We start from the raw sequence: 22,680 nt of genomic DNA, 5'->3' as shown, positions 1-22,680 counted from the left end.
CAGAAATGCTGAGGCTTTTTACTATTTTTCATCTCCTTATTATTTTTTAGGACATTCCTGTTCTTCAATAAAAGTATCGCCTCCATACTGCATTAAACCGATCTTTTCTGTGCTAATTTTAAGTTTGCATTTTTACGGCGTCAGTAGGTAATGCTTGCTAAGATAGTGGCAATATCCTCGTAGGGAAAAATATAAGATGAATCCAGTCATTGAAACTATTCTTGCACATCGTTCTATCCGATCTTTTACCGATCAGAAGATAACTCCAGATCAGCTGAGTACAATTATTTCTGCTGGTATTGCGGCATCATCATCGAGCCTATTACAGGTTAATTCAATCATTCGTGTTACGGATAAAGATAAACGCGAGCAGTTGGCTATACTGGCGGGCAACCAAGCTTATGTTGCAAGCGCTGCTGAGTTTTTAGTGTTCTGCATTGACTACCAACGTCATTACGCCATTAATCCTGAGGTAAAACCAGGGCTGATTGAACTCACTTTGATTGGCGCTGTAGACGCTGGGATCATGGCACAAAACTGTTTATTGGCGGCAGAATCGATGGGATTGGGTGGTGTTTATATTGGCGGCTTAAGAAATTCACCTAAAGAAGTGGATGAGTTATTAGAGCTTCCTCCATATTGCGCAGTGTTATTTGGTATGTGTTTGGGATATCCGGCTCAGAATCCACAACTAAAACCTCGTTTATCCCCTGAGGTAATTGTTCATGAGAATACCTACCATGCTTTGAGTTATGCTGAAATAGAGCAATATGATGAGACGATGAGGGCTTATTATCAGACGCGTTCTTCCAATACTAAGCAAGCGGCTTGGTCTACAGAGGTAACGGCTAAATTAGCACAAGAATCTCGACCTCATATGTTGAACTATCTCAACAGTAAAGGCTTAGCACACCGATAAAAAAGAGCCCAATCTTAACGATTGGGCTCTTTTACAATGATTAGGCTAAACCTTGAATAACGACGAATTTTTCAAGTAGTTGATGTTCAGTTTCTATGTGTTCTGGATCGGTAATGATGCAGTTTGTTATCGGACATACGGATTGACAGGTGGGCTTGTCGTAATGTCCTTTGCATTCAGTACATAGATTAGGATCAATTTCATAGATCCGGTTGCCCATAGAGATCGCGCCATTTGGGCATTCCGGATCACACATATCACAGTTAATGCATTTACTGGTGATCAATAATGCCATAACTACTTGCCTACGGGATTACGAGTATCTTGGCCAGCATTCAAGTTACGCATTAACAGAGCAAAGTTTAAATCCAACTCTTCAGGAACCGGGATATAAACAAAGTGACCGTTTCCTTTTGCGTCATCAACAGTTTCACCTTTGCGGTTTTCCATTGCTTCAAGTCTGAAGACAACATTCCCTTTTGGGGTCATCAGCTCTAAACTATCACCTAAGATAAACTTGTTTTTAACTTCAACTTCAGCCATTTCACCACGACGTTTACCCGTAAATTCGCCAACAAATTGCTGTGAATCTGAGACTGAATAGCCATAGTCGTAGTTTTGATAAGTATCGTGTGTATGGCGTCGCAAGAAACCTTCGGTATAGCCACGGTGTGCAAGGCTTTCTAAAGTACCCATCAGGCTTTCATCAAATGGTTTACCTGAAACTGCGTCATCAATTGCTTTGCGGTACACTTGAGCTGTACGAGCGCAATAATAGAAAGATTTAGTACGGCCTTCTATTTTTAATGAATGCACGCCCATTTTCGTCAATCGTTCTACATGCTGTACGGCTCGTAGATCTTTTGAGTTCATAATGTAGGTGCCATGTTCGTCTTCAAAAGCGGCCATCTTCTCTTCTGGACGATGGCTTTCTGAAAGCAAAACCACATCATCAATCGGTTTGCCTAAACCAAGTGTATTATCAGGGCGCTCTTCTTGTATCTCGATAGTTTGAACTGCTGCTGGATCAAATTTCTCAACAATTTGACCGGTTTCGTCTTCTTTGGCTGATTCAACTTTGTATTCCCAACGACATGCATTAGTGCATGTTCCTTGGTTTGGATCACGTTTATTAATGTAGCCAGACAATAGACAGCGACCTGAATAAGCCATGCATAATGCGCCATGAACAAAAATTTCGAGTTCGGTCGTTGGACATTGCTGACGAATTTCTTCAATTTCTTCCAACGAAAGTTCGCGTGATAGAATTACTCGTTCAACGCCTTGGGATGCCCAGAACTTAACTGTTGCCCAGTTAACAGCATTGGCTTGAACTGAAAGGTGAATAGGCATTTCAGGAAATGCTTCACGAACCATCATGATAAGCCCAGGGTCAGACATAATGAGCGCATCAGGTCCCATTTCAACCACAGGCTTTAGATCTCGGATGAATGTCTTAAGTTTTGAGTTGTGGGGTTGAATATTACAAACCACGTACAATTTTTTACCCAAAGCATGTGCTTCATCGATACCGATTTGCAGGTTTTCATGGTTAAATTCGTTGTTGCGTACACGAAGGCTATAACGAGGTTGGCCGGCATAAACGGCATCTGCACCGTAAGCAAACGCATAACGCATGTTTTTTAGACTGCCCGCCGGTGATAGTAGTTCGGGGACAAAAGGGGTATGTATGCTCATCGTTTTTCTCTAATCTGATCTCAAGTCAGGCCAATACCACCTGATGGTATTGGAGGGGCGCAAATTTTACGTTAAAAATAACCTTATGCCTAGTAGGGATCGTAAGCGATACAAAAAAGCCCAACACTTTTAAGGGTATTGGGCTTTTGCATGATGCTTTTGTTAAGCGTTCGGGTGAGGAAGGCCGCCGAGAACGTCAAATAAGTTAGGCAAAAATGCTGACATTTCACCACACATTAATGAGAAATCGGCATCAAAGCGAGCCGCTTGCTCTTCTCGTGGAATATCTTCATTTTGTTCTTTGAGCTCATCGCTAAATGCCAAACGCTTAATGCTACAATCTTCAGCCAGAATAAAGCTCAGGCGATCTTGCCAGTTCAATGCCAGTTTAGTGACGACTTTATTGGCTTCAATATGGCTTAAGATCTCATCGCTTGTCAGTTCTTGTTTCTTACAGCGGATCACTGCGCCATCTTCTAATAACGACTTTAATTCAGCTTCATCCAACAAGCTAAACCCTGGTGGCAGTTCGCCACTTTTAACCCACTGAGTAAGTGTTGTTTCTACCGCTTGTTCTGGGATCGCAGGTACTACAGGTAGGCTACCCATGGTTTTGCGTAGCAGCGCCAAAACGTCTTCAGCTTTTTTGTAGCTTGCGGCATCGACTAGAATGAAGCCTTGCTTGGGTAGGATAAGCACAAAGGTGAGATTGCTGCGGCTAAATGCTCTAGGTAGGAGATCGATGACAATATCTTCCTTGAGGCTTTCCTTCTCCTTTTTCTTGAGAGGTCGCCCTTCTTCCACTTCCATCGCTTCAACTTTGGCATTCAAAGAATCTTTAATGACCGAAGCAGGTAACATCTTTTCTTCTTTTTTCGCGCAGATCAGAATACGGTCTTCAGAAAGGTGGGTCATCATGTCGCCGTGTTTACCCATTGCGTTAACCCAACCAAATTTTTGCTTATCTTGGCTGCCGCATGGCGTAAAACGAAATTCGGCCAGTTGTTTTTCGAGCTGATCGGCGTTGAATTCTACATCGCGATTAACACGATAAACCATACAGTTTTTAAACCACATATTCTTTCTCTTACTTAATTAGAAGACGCAACATGATAGGGGATTTGAAAGCTAAAGTCTTAAATCAATTTCAAAATATAATCATGAACTTGATAAGAAACTTATATGAAAAATTGTTTGCAAAGGTCACAAAAGTGTCATAATTGTTTCCCATAATGCATAGCGTTGATTACATAGAAAGGTTATTCAAATGTCTAGAAGGATTCTGGTTGTTGAAGACGAAGCACCCATTCGCGAAATGCTGTGTTTCGTGCTTGAGCAAAAAGGTTATCAAGCTGTTGAAGCGGAAGATTACGACACGGCGGTGAGTAAACTGGCTGAACCCTTTCCCGATCTTGTGTTATTAGATTGGATGTTGCCCGGCGGGAGTGGTATCAACTTTATTAAGCATATGAAGCGTGAAGAATTAACGCGCAACATTCCGGTTGTGATGTTAACCGCCCGTGGTGAAGAAGAAGATAAAGTTCGCGGCCTTGAAGTGGGTGCGGATGATTACATAACCAAACCTTTTTCGCCTAAAGAGTTGGTAGCTCGTTTGAAAGCGGTTATCCGGCGCGTCACACCGACAGCACTGGAAGATGTGATCGACGTGCAAGGATTGAAGTTAGATCCTGTCTCTCATCGAGTAACGGCTAATGATAATGCCTTAGAGATGGGGCCGACGGAATTCAAAATGCTACACTTCTTTATGACGCACCAAGAACGCGTCTACAGCCGTGAGCAGTTATTGAACAATGTGTGGGGTACCAACGTTTATGTTGAAGACCGCACTGTCGATGTTCATATACGCCGTCTGAGAAAAGCGTTAGAAGAGGCTGGCCACGATAAATTAATTCAAACAGTACGTGGTGCCGGTTATCGCTTTTCATCCAGAACATAAAGGATTAATTAAGGTACGAAATGGTTGAACGTTTAACGTGGAAAAGGCTGGCTTGGGAGCTGGCTTTTTTTTACTCTCCTTGGATTATCGTTGGCTGGATCTTTGGCCATATGGCTTGGCTGCTGCTAGCGGCTACGGCGTTGCAACTGATTTGGCATTTGCATAACCAAATGCGCTTGTCGGCTTGGTTGTGGGATGAAAAACGTTTAACGCCGCCTTCCGGGACTGGAAATTGGGAATACCTGTTTAATGGGATTTACCGTTTACAGCAACGTCAACGTAAAAAACGCAAAGAACTGACCAATTTGATCCGCCGCTTTCGTAACGGGGCTGAATCGCTACCCGATGCGGTGGTGGTGTTCCGTGACGAAGGGAATATCGTTTGGTGTAACCGACTTGCACAACACCTGCTTGGTTTTCGCTGGCCAGATGATGCAGGTCAACCTATCTCAAATTTATTGCGCGCCCCTGATTTTATCAAATATCTGCAAAAAGATGATTTCACAGAACCACTTGAAATGCGCTCTCCACTTAATGTGGAGCGAATGCTAGAGCTGCGTATTGTGCCTTACACAGAAGGTGAGCATTTGATGGTTGTGCGTGATGTCACTCAGTTGAAACAGTTAGAAGGCATGCGCCGAAATTTCTTTGCTAACGTTTCTCATGAACTGAGAACGCCGATGACGGTGTTGCAAGGGTATCTTGAGATGACAGAAGACCCTGACATGCTGGTAGGGCCGATGTGGCCTAAGGCACATGGAGTGATGACTGAGCAGTTAAACCGTATGAACAGTTTAGTCAATCAACTGCTGACGTTGTCAAAAATTGAAGCGGCGCCTATGCATGAGCTGGATGAAGTGGTTGATGTTCCGGCTATGTTGGAAGTACTTGAAAAAGAAGCGATCAGTTTAAGTGGCGATCATCATCACCGACTGCATTTTGATGTCGATAAGCGACTTAAAGTATTGGCCGATGAAGATCAGCTGCGCAGTGCTATATCAAACCTTGTTTATAACGCCGTCAAATATACGCCTCCGGGAGCGGAAATTAATGTGCGTTGGTATCAAAACGCGCAAGGTGCTTGTTTAGACGTGGTAGATAAAGGGGAAGGGATTGAGCCACAGCATTTACATCGTTTAACGGAACGTTTTTATCGTGTCGATAAAGCACGTTCGCGAGATACTGGAGGAAGTGGGCTTGGGCTCGCGATTGTTAAGCATGCATTGTCACATCATGACACGCATTTGCAGATTCACAGTGAAGTGGGTGTTGGCAGCAAATTCTCTTTTATTTTGCCTAAACGTTTGGTTGTGCTGTCATGATACATCGCATATTTACAGCCTTTCTCTATTTTTACTTGCTGGTTACCACGAACGCCGTGATCGCTCAGCCGCTCGTGGATTACTCAAAAACTAACGGTGTTGCAGGTAGTTTACTTTCTGTGGGGTCAGACACTCTGGCAGGAATGACGACGCTCTGGGTTGAAGAGTTTAATACGATCTACCCAAATATCAATGCTCAAGTACAAGCCTCAGGTTCTTCCACTGCGCCTCCTGCTTTAACTGAAGGAACGGCGCAATTTGGCCCAATGAGTCGACCGATGCGTGGTCGTGAGATTGAAGCATTTGAACGCGCACACGGTTATAAGCCGACGGCATTGCGGGTTGCGATAGATGCCATTGGTATTTTTGTACATCGAGATAATTCAATCAAAGGGCTTAATTTTACTCAATTAGATAGTATTTTCTCATCCACGTTGCGCTGCGGTGCTACACAACCGACCAATACTTGGGCGCAATTGGGCGTTGATGAGGATTGGGCCAAGCGGGGAATTCAACTGTTTGGCCGAAATTCGGTGTCGGGAACTTATGGCTATTTCAAACAAAACGCACTGTGTGGTGGCGATTTCAAAAAGGGAGTAAACGAGCAGCCGGGATCGGCATCGGTTGTACAATCGGTTGCCTCATCGATCAATACTATCGGTTATTCTGGTGTTGGTTATCAGGTTTCTGGTGTGAAATTGATTCCGATAGCCAAACAAGGCGATCAGTTTATTGCCGCAAGTTATGAAAATATTCTATCAGGTGCTTATCCGTTATCTCGCTATTTGTATGTGTATGTGAATAAACATCCTAATCAGGATCTGCCACCCATGCAGCGCGAATTTATCCGTTTCATTTTTTCTAAGCAAGGACAAGCGATCGTTGGGAAAGATGGTTATGTGCCTGTCAGTGCCGAGTTTGCTCAACAAGAACTAGCCAAAGTGGGCATAAAATAACGAGCTGTTCGCTCGCTATTTTTAATCAAACCCAATTCAAATTAAACATTGAGCTGCCAGCCGACACTTCGCCAATACTGTTGTTCGCACATCAGATCCGCATGTAATAATTTATTATTTTCTAACCAATTGGCGTCTTCACATTCTAGTTTCCACTCATCATCTTTTGCGCTGAGTGTCAGCTCAGGAAGGGGATCATCATTACGTTGGCTATTGACAACAATCGCTAAACGCAACACGCGGATGAGGCCAATAATGTGCTTTTTCTTAAACAAGGTGAAATCATTCATTTCTTGCAGCTTGAGGGATTTGCGTTGAAAGCGCGCTAAGGTCGACAGCACTTGCTGTTGCTCGCTGTTAAAACCGGGCATGTTGGTGTGACGCAGAATATAAGCAGAGTGTCGGTGAAAGCCTTGTAAGTTGATGCTCAATCCCACCTCATGCAATAACGCTCCCCATTCCAAAAGATCAAACAGTTCGCTGCCTTTTTTCAATCCTAGCTCTGGGGTCACATTCTGTAGAAACTCTTTTGCATGGCCTTTGACTTTAGCGGCATGCTCTAAGTCGACTAGATGCTTCATCGCGAGGTTTTCAGTGGTGCGTAAACGGATATCGGAATACTTGAACCGATCTTCCATCTCATAAAGCAAACCTTCTCGTAATGCACCATCAGAAAAATGCATCTCTTTCACACGCAGCGATTTTAAAACCGCGCTTAAAATGGCAACGCCCGCAGCAAAAACGGGTTTTCTATCGTCAGTCAACGCGCTGAGTTCGATCTCATCAATACTTTGCCATTCACAGAGTTTTTCAATGAGTTTATTGACTCGCTCAAGCGTGATGATGCCATCATCAAAGCCCAAACCAATCAGTACTTCGTGAATGGCTTTGATGGTTCCTGACGAGCCGAAGGCGACTTCCCACCCTTTTTTGCGATATTTCGCCGCAATAGATTCGATTTTTTGCTCGGCGGCTAATATCGCATGAGCGAAGTTTCTGCTTGAAAGCCTACCATCAGCGAAGTAACGGTCGGTATAGCTGACGCATCCCATTTGCTTGCTGTTGATTAGGTCTGGATCAAACCCTTGGCCAATCACCATCTCGGTACTACCGCCACCGATATCCACCACCAACATAGACGCTGCTTGAGGTTGAGTATGTGCCACGCCTAAATAAATTAAGCGTGCTTCCTCAGCTCCGGGAATGATTTCAATAGGGAAAGGCAGTACTTGTTTGGCTCGTTGCAAGAATGTATGAGCATTATTGGCTTGACGCAGCGTATGCGTGGCCGCGATGCGCACGTTTTCAGGTTCGAAACCTTGCAACCGCTCGGCAAACATCGCTAAGCATTCAAGTCCTCGCTCTATGGCATCGGCATCCAAATTTTTTTGTTCATCTAACCCAGCCGCCAAGCGTACACGTTGCTTATGGCGGCTCACCAGTTGCAGATCTTGATCGACGACTTTGGCCACCACCATATGAAAGCTGTTAGAGCCTAAATCGATGGCCGCAATATCGCGAATAGTATTAGTTGGGTTGATTGTCATGTAAGGGTTCTTTGCTCTTTCTGGTCTGTCTTTCTACATTCTTAAGATAGTCGTAGATGGCAAATTGTGAACGCACTTTTTTACGGTTACCACGTTCTACATAATTATTGCTCATCTCTTTGTCTATCCAGCGCGCTTTCACTGTATCGGTAAATTGTAAATTCATAATGTCAATCATACGCTGTTTCAAACGTGGGTCACGAATTGGTGTCGTTACTTCGATACGATGATCGATATTACGCGTCATCCAGTCGGCAGAGGAGATATACACCAGCGGGTTGCCATCATTATGCGTAATAATGACACGAGGGTGTTCCAAAAAGCGATCAACGATGCTGATGATTTTGATATTGTCACTCACGCCCTCAATTCCCGGAACCAGTGAACACATACCCCGGACGATCATCTTAATTTGTACGCCCGCGCTGCTTGCGCCATACAGTTTATTGATTAACCCTTTATCCACTAAGTTATTTAACTTTAAAGTGATTGCGGCTTTTTTACCAAGTTTCACATTGGCGATTTCACTGTCGATTAATCGATAAAGCTGAATACGAGAGTTTCTTGGCGACACAATGAGATGGCTAAATTTAACTGGGCGGTAAGGGTTTTCAATATAGCCAAACACGTTTCGTACTTCGGTAGCAATTTCATTGTCGGCGGTCAGGAGTGAAAAGTCCGTATAGATACGGGCGGTTTTTTCATGGAAGTTGCCCGTGCCTATATGTGCGTAGCGAACGATATTATCCTGTTCTTTGCGGCTAATGAGCAGCAATTTAGAGTGAATTTTTAATCCGGGAGCACCGAAAATTACTTGGACCCCCGCTTCGGTTAAAATACGTGACCATTCAATGTTGGCTTCTTCATCAAACCGTGCTTGTAACTCAACCACTACCACCACTCGTTTGCCATTGTGTACCGCATCGACGAGCGAGTTCATTAAGCGAGAATCTTTGGCAACACGATAAATATTGATTTTGATGCTGATCACTTTGGGATCAAACGAGGCTTGTCTTACCAACTCGGTAATGTGTTCAAATGAGTGGTAAGGGTAGTGAAGTAGAATATCCTGAGCGCGAATTGCATCAAATGCATTGGCAAAACCTTCAAAGTCAGCACATTGCATGGGTGGTAGCGGCTTGTTTTCTAAATAGTCACGCCCCACGTTTGGGAACCCAATAAAATCTTTAAAGTTATGGTAACGACCACCAGGAAGAAGGCTATCATAGTGCGATATTTTGAGTTTTTCGCACAAAAATTTAAGCATTTTTGTCGGCATTTCTCGTTCATAAACAAAGCGTACGGGCATAGCACTTAAGCGTTGATTCAACCCTTCTGACATCTGTTCTAACAAACTGTATTCGACTTCCCGTCGCAAGTCATATTCCGCATCACGTGTCATTTTCATCGCGTAACCCGTGAGCTCTTCATAGTCAAAAAATCCGCGGAAAATCTCATCGAGGCAGTGGCGAATGATGTTGTCCAATAAGATGATGGTTTTGCGGCGTTTGCCCTTTTGCTCCGGCACCATGACAAAGCGCGGTAGGTGGTCTGTCGGGATTTCAATCAGCGCATATTGGCTGCGGTCATTGTGTTTGAGATCAACGGCAATGTAGGCATATTCATCTTTCAAAAATTGCATGACATCAATGTCGTCAGTCATGAGCAGCGGTGTAATATGCGGGCGCACTTCTTTATGGAAATACTTAGTGATCCATTTTTTCTGAGTCTCATCCAACTGCGTTTCATTAACCAAGAAGATACGGCGGCGTGCCATTTCTAAAATAAGCTCATTATAGAGATTGTCGAAATCTTGGTTGAGTTTGAATGCCTTACTTTGCATTCGTGTCAGCAAATGCTTGGTAGTATCGTTACCACCACGTTCTCGGTTGATCAAAATTTGCCGTTTTACATCGGAAAAGCGAACTTTATAGAACTCATCCAGATTGTTAGAAAAAATACCTAAAAACCGTATTCTCTCGATTAAAGGCACGGTTTTATCTGCGGCTTCTTGCAATACGCGTTCATTAAACGAAAGCCAGCTCAATTCCTTGTCGATATACAACTTGTCCGTACTCATTCATGTTACCTTTTAACTCAATTGACGTTTTTTACTGACTCACCCTCTGTGTGCTGATTGTGCGATTCTGCACAGCAATCAATTCGGGTATTGATGATTATGCAAACTATGCCTTTTATGTGACATTTTTATTTCAAGTAGGCAAGTTGAGTATAGTTGTTTTATTTTCAGTCGTTTATTGCGAGTTGTAATATACTTGTCACGAAAATTACATATTATACGCAGACAGGAAAAAGGGTAGAGAGAGCAATGGCACCAAGTGAATTTTCATTGAAGGAACGTGACAGAAAACGGTTGATAAAAGACCGTTTGGTTCGCCTTGCAGTGAGTTTTGGTGGCGTGAGTGTACTTGGCGCTTTAGTGCTGATTTTTGTCTATCTTGCGATGGTTGTTTTCCCTCTGTTTGGTAGCGCAAAAATTGAAAGGAACGTGGCGCAAGTGAGTATAACCACTTCCAATCCTCAATTTTTGGCCATAGATGAATACGGCGAGAATGCCTTTGTTGTTGACCTTGACGGCAGCATGAACTTTTGGCCCTTGGACGGCAAAACGGAACACGCATTGTGGTCGGATAGTCTCCCTATTCGCGTTGATCTTTTTAGCCAAGCTCCCGCGCTGGATGGGTGGTTTGCCGCTAGCAATGTGGCGGGAGAGGTCTTTATTGCTCGCCCTAAATTCAGTTATCTGCATAGCATGGAAGGTCGCCAGTTTTCTCCTTATCTTGAGCGCGTCAGTTTACCCTCTACATTTCGGCTGACTCATAAAACGCAAACGTTACGCCAGTTTGCCTTCGCCGTTACTGATGAGGCATTTTTATTTGCTTCTTATCTCGATAATGATGAGGTGATAGTACAAACCTTAACGAGTGATAACGTTGAGCCAATTCAGCGCTTTGTGTTTCAAGGCTCATTTCCTTCTTTGGACCAATTGCTTTTTACGCCAGATGGTAAAACGCTTTATCTTCGCTCAGGGTCCGAATTGGTTGTTGCAGTTAAGAGTCGTCAAGGTTATTTCGTGCGAGAAGTGGTTGATTTAAGCCAAGGTAATTCCGATCGAGCCGTGACACAAATCAACTTATTGTCCGGTGCTTATTCGCTACTGGTGACTCACCGTAACGGCTTAGTGTCACAATGGTTTGATGTGCTGCAAAATGAAGAACGTCAACTGACTCAGATTCGTAAGTTTAAATTAGCGCCGCAGGTGACGCTGTTACTGCCGGATACTTATCGCAAAGGTTTTTACAGTTTCTACCCTAATGGCACAATCCAAAGTCACTATACGACCAGTGAAAAACTGGTGTTGTTTGAGAGGATGTACAACAAAGCCCCTCAATTGGCCGCCATGTCCAATAATGAGCTTTATCTCGCTACGTTAAGCGAGCAGAAGATCAGCGTGGCAAAAGTGGATAATGATTATCCTGAAATATCACTCTCATCATTGTGGCAAAAAGTGTGGTACGAAAGTTATCCAGAGCCTCAATATGTGTGGCAATCGACGTCAGCGAACGATGAATTTGAGCCTAAGTTTAGCCTAGTACCGATAGCCTTTGGCACTCTTAAGGCCGCAGCATACGCAATGTTATTTGCGATACCGATTGCGGTGTTTGGCGCGATTTACACGGCTTATTTTATGTCACCGAGAATGCGCCGAGTGGTGAAGCCGTCGATTGAATTGATGGAAGCGTTACCAACCGTCATTATTGGTTTTTTAGCGGGGTTGTGGTTTGCGCCATTAATTGAAAGCCATCTCGCGGCGGTCGGAGCGCTGCTGCTATTTTTACCCATTGTGATGTTACTCGTTGGGCTAGGTTGGCACCTATTACCGAGAGCATGGGTGCGAAATTTCTCAAATGGATGGCACGCATTGATACTAATCCCCGTATTAGTCGTTAGTGCAGTGGTTATCTTTTCGTATAGCAGCCAAATTGAAGTTTGGCTATTTGATGGCGATATTCAGATTTATCTCGCGCAAAACGGCATCGATTTTGATCAGCGTAATGCGCTGGTGGTTGGTTTTGCGATGGGCTTTGCCGTCATTCCAACCATTTTCACTATTGCGGAAGATGCGATCTTTTCCGTACCTAAACATCTTTCTGATGGGTCATTAGCATTAGGCGCAACGCCTTGGCAGACATTAACCAAAGTCGTGTTGTTAACGGCAAGTCCTGGCATATTCTCGGCGATCATGATGGGTTTGGGGCGAGCCGTCGGAGAAACAATGATCGTTCTTATGGCGACGGGTAATACACCCATTTTAGATTGGAATATTTTAGAAGGGATGCGCACCTTATCGGCAACGATTGCGGTTGAGTTACCAGAGTCGGAAGTGGGGAACTCCCATTATCGGTTGCTTTTTTTAGCGGCACTATTGCTACTCATGTTCACCTTTTTTGTGAACTCGATTGCTGAATGGGTCAGACAAAGGTTGCGTGCCAAATATCGCGCTTTGTAATCAATTGGGAAAAATCATCACAAATGTTTAAGTGGTTTCAATCAGGTTCACCTTGGATATGGTTAACAGGCGGTGCTGTCAGCATCAGCCTGATTTCGGTATTGGGCTTGCTCCTGTTTATTGGTTGGAAAGGATTAACCTATTTTTGGCCGACGCCACTTTATCAATGGCAAACTCAAGAGGGGCAAGCACTGGTTGGTCAGCTCTACTCTGAGGAAAATGTGCCATTAACACACTTAAGAGCATTAGACATTACGTGGCCCAAAGCCATACTGGATGCTGGGGAAGTGAAGCGGCTCAGTATCAAAGTCGCTAACCGAGAACGAAATCATGCGGACTTTGTTTCGATACTGGATGTTAAACTGTCGGATAAACAAATGCCTAGCGGGTGGGCGGTAATAGAACGTAAGAGTAACGGACAGTTTTATGGCAAGCCGATTGCTTATGTGCAAACCGATGGAAGCGAGAGTTCGGATGTTCAAACCATGCTCGCTGCAGGAATGCAGGATGTCGCGTTATTGAGAGAGCAAATTGACGATGTGATTGACCAGGAGATCCGAGTCATTGGCTTTGCCGCGGAAAAATTACGTTTAGAGAAGCGTCGTAAAGAACTCAATGGAAAGCTAGAACGAACCTATTTAGATCACTATTTTCATAAAAAGCAGGATTTGGATAGCCAATTAGCTATTGCCGAACAAAAGTTAGATGCGCTGCGCCAGCAAATGAATGGGCCGTCGTTGATTGTTGAAGAGATGAGTGGGCAACGAGTGGCGATTCCACTTAGCCAAATTCTCGATATTTGGTATCCCAATGATATGACTTTGGGGCAAAAATTGGTCCAGTGGGGAAAGCAGGTGTGGCTCTTCCTATCAGAAGATCCCCGAGAATCGAACTCTGAAGGCGGCGTATTTCCAGCCATCTTTGGTACAGTGCTGTTGGTGTTGTTGATGTCGATTATTGTCATGCCACTTGGTGTTGTAGCGGCTATTTATCTGCACGAATACGCAAAAGAGAATCTGTTTACTCGTATCATTCGAGTTGCAGTTATCAACCTTGCTGGTGTGCCATCGATTGTTTATGGGGTATTTGGTCTTGGTTTTTTTGTTTACACCATAGGCTCATCGATTGATACGCTACTCTATAGCGAAAGGTTACCGGCCCCCACTTTTGGCACGCCTGGCTTACTGTGGTCGGCGCTCACATTAGCGGTGTTAACTCTACCCGTAGTGATTGTGACGACGGAAGAAGGGTTAACACGGATTCCCAGCGCAGTACGCCATGGCTCGTTAGCATTGGGCGCTACCCATTTTGAGACGATTTGGCGCATAGTATTGCCGATGGCAAGCCCTGCTATTATTACTGGGCTTATTCTCGCCATTGCGCGAGCCGCGGGTGAGGTTGCCCCTTTGATGCTGGTGGGTGTGGTCAAACTGGCGTCAAGTTTGCCTGTGGATGGCGAGTTTCCCTTTGTACATCTTGAGCGAAAATTCATGCACTTAGGTTTTCATATTTACGATGTTGGTTTCCAAACGACCAACATCGAAGCGGCTAGGCCACTGGTGTACGCCACTTCATTTTTATTGGTGACAGTGATTGTGGCACTGAATTTAACGGCCATCAGTATCCGCAATAACTTGCGTGAGAAATATCGAACGTTAGGGCAAGATTAATTATGTTTTCCATCAATCAAACTTTGGGTTATCAAGCCCCGTTAGATGTTAATAATCTGAGCGATCAACAAACGGCGATTGCGATTGAAGATCTGAATCTGTTCTATAAACAGACTTGTGCGCTGAGCCATATCTCAATGCGTATTCCCAAAGGACAAGTAACGGCGTTTATCGGCCCTTCCGGTTGTGGTAAATCAACCTTACTGCGCTGTATTAACCGGATGAACGATCTGGTCGAAGGGTGTCGAGTTGAAGGTGAAGTCAAACTTCATGGTAGAAACGTCTATCACCCAGATGTGGATGTTGCCACGTTGCGCCGCCGAGTGGGGATGGTATTCCAACGACCTAACCCATTTCCGAAATCCATTTATGAAAACGTGGTGTATGGACTTCGTCTACAGGGAATTAAAAATAGCCGTACTTTAGATGACTCTGTTGAGCGAGCTTTAAGAGCCGCTGCGTTATGGGATGAAGTTAAGCATCGCCTACATGAAAATGCATTTGGCCTTTCGGGTGGGCAGCAGCAACGCTTAGTGATCGCCAGAGCGATTGCTATTGAGCCAGAGGTGCTGTTGCTTGATGAGCCAACGTCTGCTTTGGATCCTATTTCTACTTTGACCATCGAAGAGTTGATTAACGATCTCAAAACCAAATACACAGTGGTGATTGTGACGCATAACATGCAACAAGCGGCAAGAGTGAGCGATCATACGGCTTTTATCCATATGGGGAAATTGATTGAGTATGCGGATACTGACTCTATTTTCACCTCCCCATTGAAAAAACAGACGGAAGACTATATTACTGGTCGATATGGTTAATACTTTCGTCAATAGCGATATTCAAAAGGAACGATGATGCATCTAGGTCGCCACATTTCAGGACAGTTCAATGTTGAACTTGAATCGATTCGCACTCATGTATTGACGATGGGCGGGCTGGTGGAGCAACAACTCTCTTTTGCGATGCAAGCATTGCATAAAGATGATGCGGATCTGGCCAGAAAAGTCGTCCGGGATGATCACAAAGTGAATGCGATGGAAGTCTCTATTGATGAGGCTTGCACGCGTATTATCGCTAAGCGACAACCGACAGCCAAGGATCTGCGCTTGATCATGGCGATCATCAAAACCATCACCGACCTTGAACGAATTGGTGATGTTGCCACCAAAATTGCCTACGTCACTATCGAAAGCCCTTCACCTAAAGAGAGCAAATTTCGAGTTTCTCTTGAACCTCTATGCCGACAAGCCATTGCAATGTTGCACCAAGTGTTGGATGCTTTTGCGCGGATGGATCTTGAATCGGCTGCTGAAGTGTACCGCTTGGATGACAAGCTGGATGCCGAATACGAAGCAGTGATCCGCCAACTGATGACCTATATGATGGAAGACCCTAAAAATATCCCACATATATTACAAGTCATGTGGTCTGCACGAGCCATCGAACGCGTGGGCGATCGCTGCCAGAATATCTGCGAATACATCATCTATTTTGTCAAAGGTAAGGATGTGCGCCACTTAGGTAAACAATCGATTGATGACATCCTCAAATAGCCTTTTGGATAAAGTAAGGTGAAGGAAAGTTATTCACCTTACATCAAGACATAACGGTCGCCGAAGTTAAGAAAGCTGGCGTAATACCTCTTGGATTTTAGCCGGATCGGTAATTGGGATGAGGGTGTCATCGACAGACTCTTGGCCCATTCTCACCGCATTGGCGATCATATCCATGCTACTTGCACGCGTGGTTTTGCCGGACAAATGCACTTCAGTGATGCCCGTTTCACGGATAATGTCAGCCACGTTTGATGCGTTTAAGCCAGCCCCAGCCATAATAGAGAATCGGCCATTCGCCAGTTTCACCATGTGTGAAATTACGGCTCGTCCTGCATAGGCATCTGGCGCTAACCCTGAAGTAAGTACACGCTCACACCCTAATTTTGCAATGTCTTCAATCGCTTGTTCATAGCTGTGGCATTGATCAATCGCACGGTGGAAAGTGGTACCCAACCCTTGCGCAGCTTGCATCATCAGTAAGCTTGCTTCAAGGTTGATGGTGCGATTCGGATTCAAAATACCAAAGACGATGCCGTCTAGTCCCGCCTGTTTTGCCATCTCGATATCGATCAACATCGAATCGAGATCATCCTGATCATAAAGAAAGTCGCCTTGACGTGGACGAATCATCGCGTAAACAGGAACGCTCGATATTTGTGCGGCCTTTTTCATTAAACCAAAGCTGGGCGTCAGTCCACCCAATGCGAGCGACGAACACAATTCAATGCGAGTAGCCCCGCCTTTAATGGCGTTGTGTAGCGATTCAATATTATCAATACACACTTCAACTTGAATATTCATAGTAAAATCCTACTGGAAAAATTTGGTTAATGTTAGCAAGTTAGAGTAGTGACGTCTGTGTGATTGAGGTGAGAAATAGGGGTAAAGTTTACCAACCAATGCTGCCTCATTTTCGCTAAATGAACGACAACGAAAAAGCCCAAAGCGTTAGCTTTGGGCTTGGATAAGGACTTTACTTCTTAACTGATTGGCGATGCGTTTTACGCTTTATTATATGTCCAACCATTGACCCGAGTTGAGCGCGGGCTAAGGAGAATTATTTTTTGCCTAGGTCGTCTGAGTGCTCAGCTAGGAATGCTGCAACACCTTTTGGAGATGCATCCATACCGGCTTTGCCTTCTTCCCACTGTGCTGGGCACACTTCACCATTCTTTTGGTGGAAGTTAAGCGCATCAACCATACGTAGCATTTCGTCGATGTTACGGCCTAGTGGTAGGTCGTTCACAACTTGGTGACGTACAAGACCATCTTCGTCGATGAGGAAAGAACCACGGAAAGCAACGCCTGCTTCTGGGTGTTCAACATCGTACGCTTTACAGATTTCGTGCTTCACGTCAGCGATTAGCGGGTATTTTACTTGGCCAATGCCACCGTTTTCGATAGCGGTATTACGCCATGCGTTGTGAGAGAATTGAGAATCGATAGATACACCGATTACTTCAACGCCTTTCGCTTGGAAATCTTCGAAGCGTTTGTCAAAAGCGATAAGCTCTGATGGGCAAACGAAAGTGAAGTCTAGTGGGTAGAAGAAAACAACCGCTTTCTTACCTTTAGTAAATTCTGCGAAGTTGAAGCTATCAACGATTTCACCGTTACCAAGAACAGCTGCTGCAGTAAAATCAGGGGCTTTACGACCAACTAGTACCATTTTTTTGCTCCTAAGAATAAGGTTTAGTTCCAAACCAGTGATGAGCACTGGTCCAGTCCGTTTTTGAACGAGACAAACTATAGTACAGATTGTAGGATAGTAAAAAGCGAAATAAATAGATTAGTCTCATCGAAAAAAGCGATGAGCTCTAATGACGGAATCAGAAACGGCACTCAAATAAGATAGTAGTAGAACGATGAATAAATGGCCCAGTTTGAAGCAGTTGCACTATTTAGTAACACTCTACGAAACACGGCACTTTAGTGATGCCGCTGAACGTTGTTTTGTTAGTCAATCTACCCTAAGTAAAGGGATCCAAAATTTAGAGGAATTAATAGGTTGCCCGCTTTATGAAAAGGATAAGAAAGCTCCGTTAGTGTTTACTCAAGCAGGAGAGCTGGTTGTTAGCCAAGGAAGAGAGTTACTTGCCAAAGGACAAGATTTAGTGGAACTCGGCAAGGTTTGCCAAGGCGATGAGATGCAAGGTCAGCTTAAGCTGGGTTGTATTCCAACCATTGCTCCATTTTTACTGTGTGATTTAGTGCAAGAAGTGAATGTCCGCTTTCCGAAGTTGAACTTATTATTACGAGAAGATACGACGACGAACCTTTTGGCTGCACTGCGTCATGGAGAGCTTGATGTGTTGATTTTGGCTTTGCCTGTCGATATCGGCAAAATGGAGAGTCGAGTCGTGGGGATTGATCCATTCAAAATGGTGATCAGCCGTCATCAAATGGATAGCATCCGTGTGCCAATCAAGTATGCTGACCTGCCTGATGAATCGGTGTTTTTGCTCGAAAATGTGCACTGTTTAACGGATCATGCTGTGTCGGCTTGCAAGTTGACCGCCAAAGAGAAAATTAATCCATTTACCGCAACCAGTTTACATACCTTAGTGCAGATGGTCGCCAATGGTTTAGGGACGACTTTCATTCCACAAATGGCAATCAATCATGGCTTAGTTGAAAACCAAAATTTAGTGGTCATCGAGCCTCCTGGCCAGCAAGCGTATCGAGAGATTGGTTTAGTCTGGCGGCCAAGTTCATCGCGAACTCACACTTTTAAGCAGTTAGCGGATGTGGTTTCTGGTTTACTTTAGCGATTAGTCTTACTCTTTCCTTTGCCTAAAAAATCAAAAAGTCACTTTTAATGTGGCTTTTTTCAGTTTTTTATTCTGTTAGTGTTTTTAAACTTGTAAAATTTTACAAACAATTCTTGATGAAGTTTTCATAAAATCAAAAATCTTTACAGCCACAATTTTACACATCCTATTTTCTCTTGCGTTTAAAAAGAAGCCATCTGTCTCGCTCGGTTAGTCGTAAATTCAAGCCTTACTGCGTCTCACATCATTTCGAACGTCTGTTTAAAACTAAAATCTGCCTTTTTGAGTTGTGTAATAAAATAACGTAATAACTTTCATATTTAACAAGGAAATCAAACATAGGTTTGAAACGGGATAAAACTTTGTTTTTAACCTTTCATTAACTTTGTCTCTTTTGCTGAATGATGAGTTGATGTAAGGTTTAATAAGGTTTTGTAAGACTTATGTCTAGCTTGGTTAGGCTTGAAATATTGGATTGACTGAGAGAAAGTGTCGGTAGAGATAAGTCAGTGGATAGCAAAAAATGAGCATTTGAATTTGTGGTTTTTAAATTACAAATGTAGTTGGAATGGTTTTAAGGAAGAGCGTTATGTTTGCACAGACCCCAGAAACAGAGTTAGCACTCAGCAAAGAACACCACGAAGCCAAGCTTGAGGTTGTTGGTGCCGTTGGCCCACATCACCAAGCTATTTTCCCTTCAGAAGCCCAAATCTTCTTGTCCACTCTGTGTGCTAAATTTGCAAGCCGTGTTGATTCGCTGCTGGATGCACGAGAAGAGCGACAAACACGTATTGATAACGGAGAACTGCCGGATTTTCTCAAGGATACGCAAGATATTCGCGAAGGAAGCTGGAAAATTCTCGGTATCCCACACGATTTACAAGATCGTCGAGTGGAGATTACGGGGCCAACCGACCGAAAAATGGTGATCAATGCATTGAATGCTAACGTCAAAGTGTTCATGGCGGATTTTGAGGATTCGATGTCACCAGCATGGGATAAAGTGCTGGATGGGCAAGTCAATTTGCGTGATGCCATTGAAGGAACCATTAGCTATACCAATCCTGACAATGGTAAGTGCTACCAGCTTAAAGATAACCCAGCGGTGCTCATTTGTCGGGTACGCGGTCTGCACCTTAAAGAAAAGCATATTAAATATGCAGGGCAAAGTATTCCGGGTTCGCTGTTTGATTTTGCACTCTACTTTTACAACAACTATAAATCATTGCTTAAAAAAGGCAGTGGCCCTTATTTTTATCTTCCAAAACTTCAGGCCTATCAAGAAGCAAAGTGGTGGAGTGACGTTTTCCATTTTACCGAAGAGTATTTTGGGTTAGAAACTGGCACCATTAAAGCCACCGTATTGATTGAAACCTTACCCGCCGTGTTCGAGATGGACGAAATATTGTTCTCGCTTAAAGAACACATTGTCGGCTTAAATTGTGGCCGCTGGGATTACATTTTCAGTTATATCAAGACATTGAAAAATTATCCGGATCGGGTGCTACCAGATCGCCAAGTTGTCACAATGGAAAAGCCGTTTCTTAACGCCTATTCACGCTTACTGATCTACACCTGTCATAAGCGTGGCGCATTTGCGATGGGCGGTATGGCCGCGTTCATTCCAGCTAAAGATCCCCAAGAAAATCAGTTGGTTCTCGATAAAATTCATCACGATAAATTACTTGAAGCCAATAATGGTCATGACGGTACTTGGGTTGCCCATCCCGGTTTAGCGGATACGGCAAAAGCGGTCTTTGACCAAGTACTTGGCGAGCGTTGTAACCAATTAGATGTTACGCGTCTGTCTGATGCGCCGATTCATGCCAATGAGCTGTTGACCCCATGTGAAGGGGAACGTACCGAACATGGCATGCGTCATAATATTCGAGTTGCACTTCAGTACATCGAAGCATGGATCTCCGGCAATGGCTGTGTCCCCATTTATGGGTTGATGGAAGATGCGGCGACCGCAGAGATTTCTCGAGCGTCAATATGGCAATGGATCAAGCATGGAAAAGCCTTGGATAACGGTCAGATTGTTACCAAAGCGCTTTTTGAGCAGTATCTTGCGCAAGAAATTGAAGTCGTGAAACAGGAAATCGGCACGCAGCGATTTGCACAAGGACGATTTAGCGAAGCGGCACAATTGATGGCTCGCTTAACTACCAGCGATGAGCTGACACATTTTCTCACCGTTTCGGGTTATGACTACCTAGATTGATGAGATTTAAAACCAATATCTAATAACCAATAACCAATAACCAATAACCAATTACCAATTACTGACAACCAATAACGTGAAGCTGTTTTCAAAAGCAGAATAGGTCGTACTGCTGAGAAAAGGATGACAGTGCGCTTGCGCATCAAAATAAGAGGGATAGACCATGACATTAACTCGCCGCCAACAAATCGAAGCTCTAGAAAAAGATTGGGCAACCAACCCACGCTGGAAAAATGTAAAGCGTACTTATACTGCTGCTGAAGTGGTTGACCTGCGCGGTTCAATCACTCCAGCCAACACCTTGGCCCAACGTGGCGCTGATAAATTGTGGTCACTGGTTAACGGCAGTGCCAAAAAAGGTTATGTGAACTGTTTGGGTGCATTGACAGGTGGTCAAGCGGTACAACAAGCCAAAGCGGGAATTGAGGCGATTTATCTCTCCGGCTGGCAAGTAGCGGCAGACAACAACACCGCTTCCACCATGTACCCAGACCAATCGCTCTATCCAGTCGATTCTGTTCCATCGGTGGTCAAGCGCATCAACAACTCGTTTCGTCGTGCCGATCAAATTCAGTGGGCGGCCGGAAAATCACCGGAAGATGAAGGTGGTATTGATTACTTCTTACCGATTGTTGCTGATGCTGAAGCCGGTTTTGGTGGCGTACTCAATGCTTACGAGTTGATGAAGTCGATGATTGAAGCAGGGGCGGCGGGTGTGCACTTTGAAGATCAGTTGGCGTCAGTAAAAAAATGCGGACACATGGGCGGCAAGGTTCTGGTTCCGACTCAAGAAGCGGTTCAAAAATTGATTGCGGCACGTTTGGCCGCTGACGTATCAGGGACAACCACTTTGGTCATTGCTCGTACTGATGCAAACGCGGCGGATCTACTGACCTCGGATTGCGACGCATACGATCGTGATTTTATCCAAGGTGAGCGTACTCAAGAAGGTTTCTATCGCGTGAATGCTGGGATTGAGCAAGCGATTTCACGCGGCCTCGCTTACGCGCCGTATGCTGACCTCGTGTGGTGTGAAACCGCTAAGCCTGATTTGGATGAAGCCCGCCAATTTGCCGAAGCAATTCTAGCGCAATACCCAGATCAACTGCTGGCTTATAACTGTTCTCCCTCTTTCAACTGGGAGAAAAACTTGGATGCAGACACCATTGCTCGTTTCCAGCAAGAGTTGTCGGACATGGGGTACAAATATCAATTCATCACCTTAGCGGGCATTCATAACATGTGGTACAACATGTTTGAGTTAGCACATGCTTACGCGCAAGGCGAAGGTATGCGTCATTACGTTGAGAAAGTTCAGCGTCCAGAGTTTGAAGCAGCATCAAGAGGTTATACCTTTGTTGCACACCAACAAGAGGTGGGAACGGGTTACTTTGACCGGATGACCAATACCATCCAAGGTGGCAGCTCTTCCGTAACCGCGTTAACGGGCTCTACCGAAGAAGACCAATTTTAATTAGCTATACTTCCCAATCATTATCTGTGTAACACCTTTGAGCGGCGTAAGC

At 44.3% G+C, this 22,680-nt stretch carries 18 protein-coding genes; 11 read left to right on the top strand and 7 right to left on the bottom strand.

All coding sequences use genetic code 11. From position 1 onward, the window contains the following. The first annotated feature begins 196 nt into the window (after positions 1 to 196). Positions 197 to 919, top strand: a complete 723-nt coding sequence (nfsA, locus tag PL85_RS07040) for an oxygen-insensitive NADPH nitroreductase (RefSeq protein ID WP_017042132.1) — start codon at positions 197 to 199, stop codon at positions 917 to 919. A 40-nt stretch (positions 920 to 959) separates the two neighbouring features. Here the strand turns inward: nfsA and PL85_RS07035 are convergent, their stop codons facing one another. The 3 genes from PL85_RS07035 to rdgC all read right to left on the bottom strand — a co-directional run bounded on the left by PL85_RS07035 (position 960) and on the right by rdgC (position 3,694). After that, positions 960 to 1,214, bottom strand: a complete 255-nt coding sequence (locus PL85_RS07035) for a YfhL family 4Fe-4S dicluster ferredoxin (protein ID WP_013857525.1) — start codon at positions 1,212 to 1,214, stop codon at positions 960 to 962. A gap of 2 nt (positions 1,215 to 1,216) precedes the next feature. Beyond that, positions 1,217 to 2,617, bottom strand: coding sequence for a prephenate-dependent tRNA uridine(34) hydroxylase TrhP (trhP, locus tag PL85_RS07030; RefSeq protein WP_088720939.1), 1,401 nt, complete (start codon positions 2,615 to 2,617; stop codon positions 1,217 to 1,219). Positions 2,618 to 2,779: 162 nt separating this feature from the next. Continuing rightward, the gene (gene rdgC / locus PL85_RS07025; RefSeq protein ID WP_088720940.1) at positions 2,780 to 3,694 is read right to left on the bottom strand and encodes a recombination-associated protein RdgC; all 915 of its coding nucleotides are present in this window, start codon (positions 3,692 to 3,694) and stop codon (positions 2,780 to 2,782) included. A gap of 190 nt (positions 3,695 to 3,884) precedes the next feature. On the opposite strand from rdgC, the gene phoB reads away from it, so the two are divergent. From phoB to PL85_RS07010, 3 genes are read left to right on the top strand one after another with little or no spacing between them, the layout of a single operon-like run. Then, on the top strand, positions 3,885 to 4,574 hold the full coding sequence (gene phoB, locus PL85_RS07020) for a phosphate regulon transcriptional regulator PhoB (RefSeq protein WP_013857522.1): 690 nt from the start codon (positions 3,885 to 3,887) through the stop codon (positions 4,572 to 4,574). 20 nt (positions 4,575 to 4,594) lie between these two features. Continuing rightward, the gene (gene phoR / locus PL85_RS07015; RefSeq protein ID WP_013857521.1) at positions 4,595 to 5,896 is read left to right on the top strand and encodes a phosphate regulon sensor histidine kinase PhoR; all 1,302 of its coding nucleotides are present in this window, start codon (positions 4,595 to 4,597) and stop codon (positions 5,894 to 5,896) included. Then, the gene (locus PL85_RS07010) at positions 5,893 to 6,852 is read left to right on the top strand and encodes a PstS family phosphate ABC transporter substrate-binding protein (protein WP_115339563.1); all 960 of its coding nucleotides are present in this window, start codon (positions 5,893 to 5,895) and stop codon (positions 6,850 to 6,852) included. The genes phoR and PL85_RS07010 overlap by 4 nt, the downstream gene beginning before the upstream one ends. A gap of 41 nt (positions 6,853 to 6,893) precedes the next feature. On the opposite strand, the gene ppx is transcribed toward PL85_RS07010, so the two are convergent. Together ppx and ppk1 are read right to left on the bottom strand one after the other, a co-directional pair. Beyond that, entirely contained in the window at positions 6,894 to 8,399 is a 1,506-nt protein-coding gene (ppx, locus tag PL85_RS07005; RefSeq protein WP_017046241.1) for an exopolyphosphatase, read from the bottom strand. Further along, positions 8,380 to 10,479 (bottom strand): polyphosphate kinase 1, encoded by a 2,100-nt coding sequence (gene ppk1 / locus PL85_RS07000; protein WP_013857518.1) that lies wholly within the window; start codon positions 10,477 to 10,479, stop codon positions 8,380 to 8,382. The genes ppx and ppk1 overlap by 20 nt, the downstream gene beginning before the upstream one ends. Positions 10,480 to 10,728: 249 nt before the next feature. On the opposite strand from ppk1, the gene PL85_RS06995 reads away from it, so the two are divergent. From PL85_RS06995 to phoU, 4 genes are read left to right on the top strand one after another with little or no spacing between them, the layout of a single operon-like run. Beyond that, positions 10,729 to 12,930, top strand: coding sequence for an ABC transporter permease subunit (locus PL85_RS06995; protein WP_115339564.1), 2,202 nt, complete (start codon positions 10,729 to 10,731; stop codon positions 12,928 to 12,930). A gap of 23 nt (positions 12,931 to 12,953) precedes the next feature. Next, complete coding sequence (gene pstA / locus PL85_RS06990) at positions 12,954 to 14,600, top strand: phosphate ABC transporter permease PstA (RefSeq protein WP_064624534.1); 1,647 nt, start codon at positions 12,954 to 12,956, stop codon at positions 14,598 to 14,600. Between the two features lie 2 nt (positions 14,601 to 14,602). Next, positions 14,603 to 15,421 carry a phosphate ABC transporter ATP-binding protein PstB gene (pstB, locus tag PL85_RS06985; protein ID WP_064624536.1) on the top strand — a complete coding sequence of 273 codons (819 nt, stop codon included), beginning with the start codon at positions 14,603 to 14,605 and terminating at the stop codon, positions 15,419 to 15,421. 36 nt (positions 15,422 to 15,457) lie between these two features. Next, a complete protein-coding gene (phoU, locus tag PL85_RS06980) occupies positions 15,458 to 16,156 on the top strand; it encodes a phosphate signaling complex protein PhoU (RefSeq protein WP_010320427.1) in 699 nt (232 codons plus the stop codon). A 66-nt stretch (positions 16,157 to 16,222) separates the two neighbouring features. Here the strand turns inward: phoU and PL85_RS06975 are convergent, their stop codons facing one another. After that, entirely contained in the window at positions 16,223 to 16,960 is a 738-nt protein-coding gene (locus PL85_RS06975) for a copper homeostasis protein CutC (protein WP_029388210.1), read from the bottom strand. Positions 16,961 to 17,216: 256 nt separating this feature from the next. Continuing rightward, the gene (locus tag PL85_RS06970) at positions 17,217 to 17,828 is read right to left on the bottom strand and encodes a peroxiredoxin C (protein WP_010320425.1); all 612 of its coding nucleotides are present in this window, start codon (positions 17,826 to 17,828) and stop codon (positions 17,217 to 17,219) included. A gap of 196 nt (positions 17,829 to 18,024) precedes the next feature. Between PL85_RS06970 and PL85_RS06965 the strand changes: the two genes are divergently transcribed. The 3 genes from PL85_RS06965 to aceA all read left to right on the top strand — a co-directional run bounded on the left by PL85_RS06965 (position 18,025) and on the right by aceA (position 22,628). Beyond that, a complete protein-coding gene (locus tag PL85_RS06965; RefSeq protein ID WP_013857512.1) occupies positions 18,025 to 18,927 on the top strand; it encodes a hydrogen peroxide-inducible genes activator in 903 nt (300 codons plus the stop codon). A gap of 592 nt (positions 18,928 to 19,519) precedes the next feature. Further along, complete coding sequence (aceB, locus tag PL85_RS06960) at positions 19,520 to 21,154, top strand: malate synthase A (protein ID WP_115339565.1); 1,635 nt, start codon at positions 19,520 to 19,522, stop codon at positions 21,152 to 21,154. Positions 21,155 to 21,317: 163 nt separating this feature from the next. Then, positions 21,318 to 22,628 (top strand): isocitrate lyase, encoded by a 1,311-nt coding sequence (aceA, locus tag PL85_RS06955; protein ID WP_013857509.1) that lies wholly within the window; start codon positions 21,318 to 21,320, stop codon positions 22,626 to 22,628. The last annotated feature ends 52 nt before the right edge of the window (positions 22,629 to 22,680 follow it).

It is taken from the genome of Vibrio anguillarum (assembly GCF_001989995.2).
Lineage (GTDB): Bacteria > Pseudomonadota > Gammaproteobacteria > Enterobacterales > Vibrionaceae > Vibrio > Vibrio anguillarum.
Note: the sequence above shows the minus strand (reverse complement) of the source record. Positions and strands in the feature narration are given on the sequence as shown.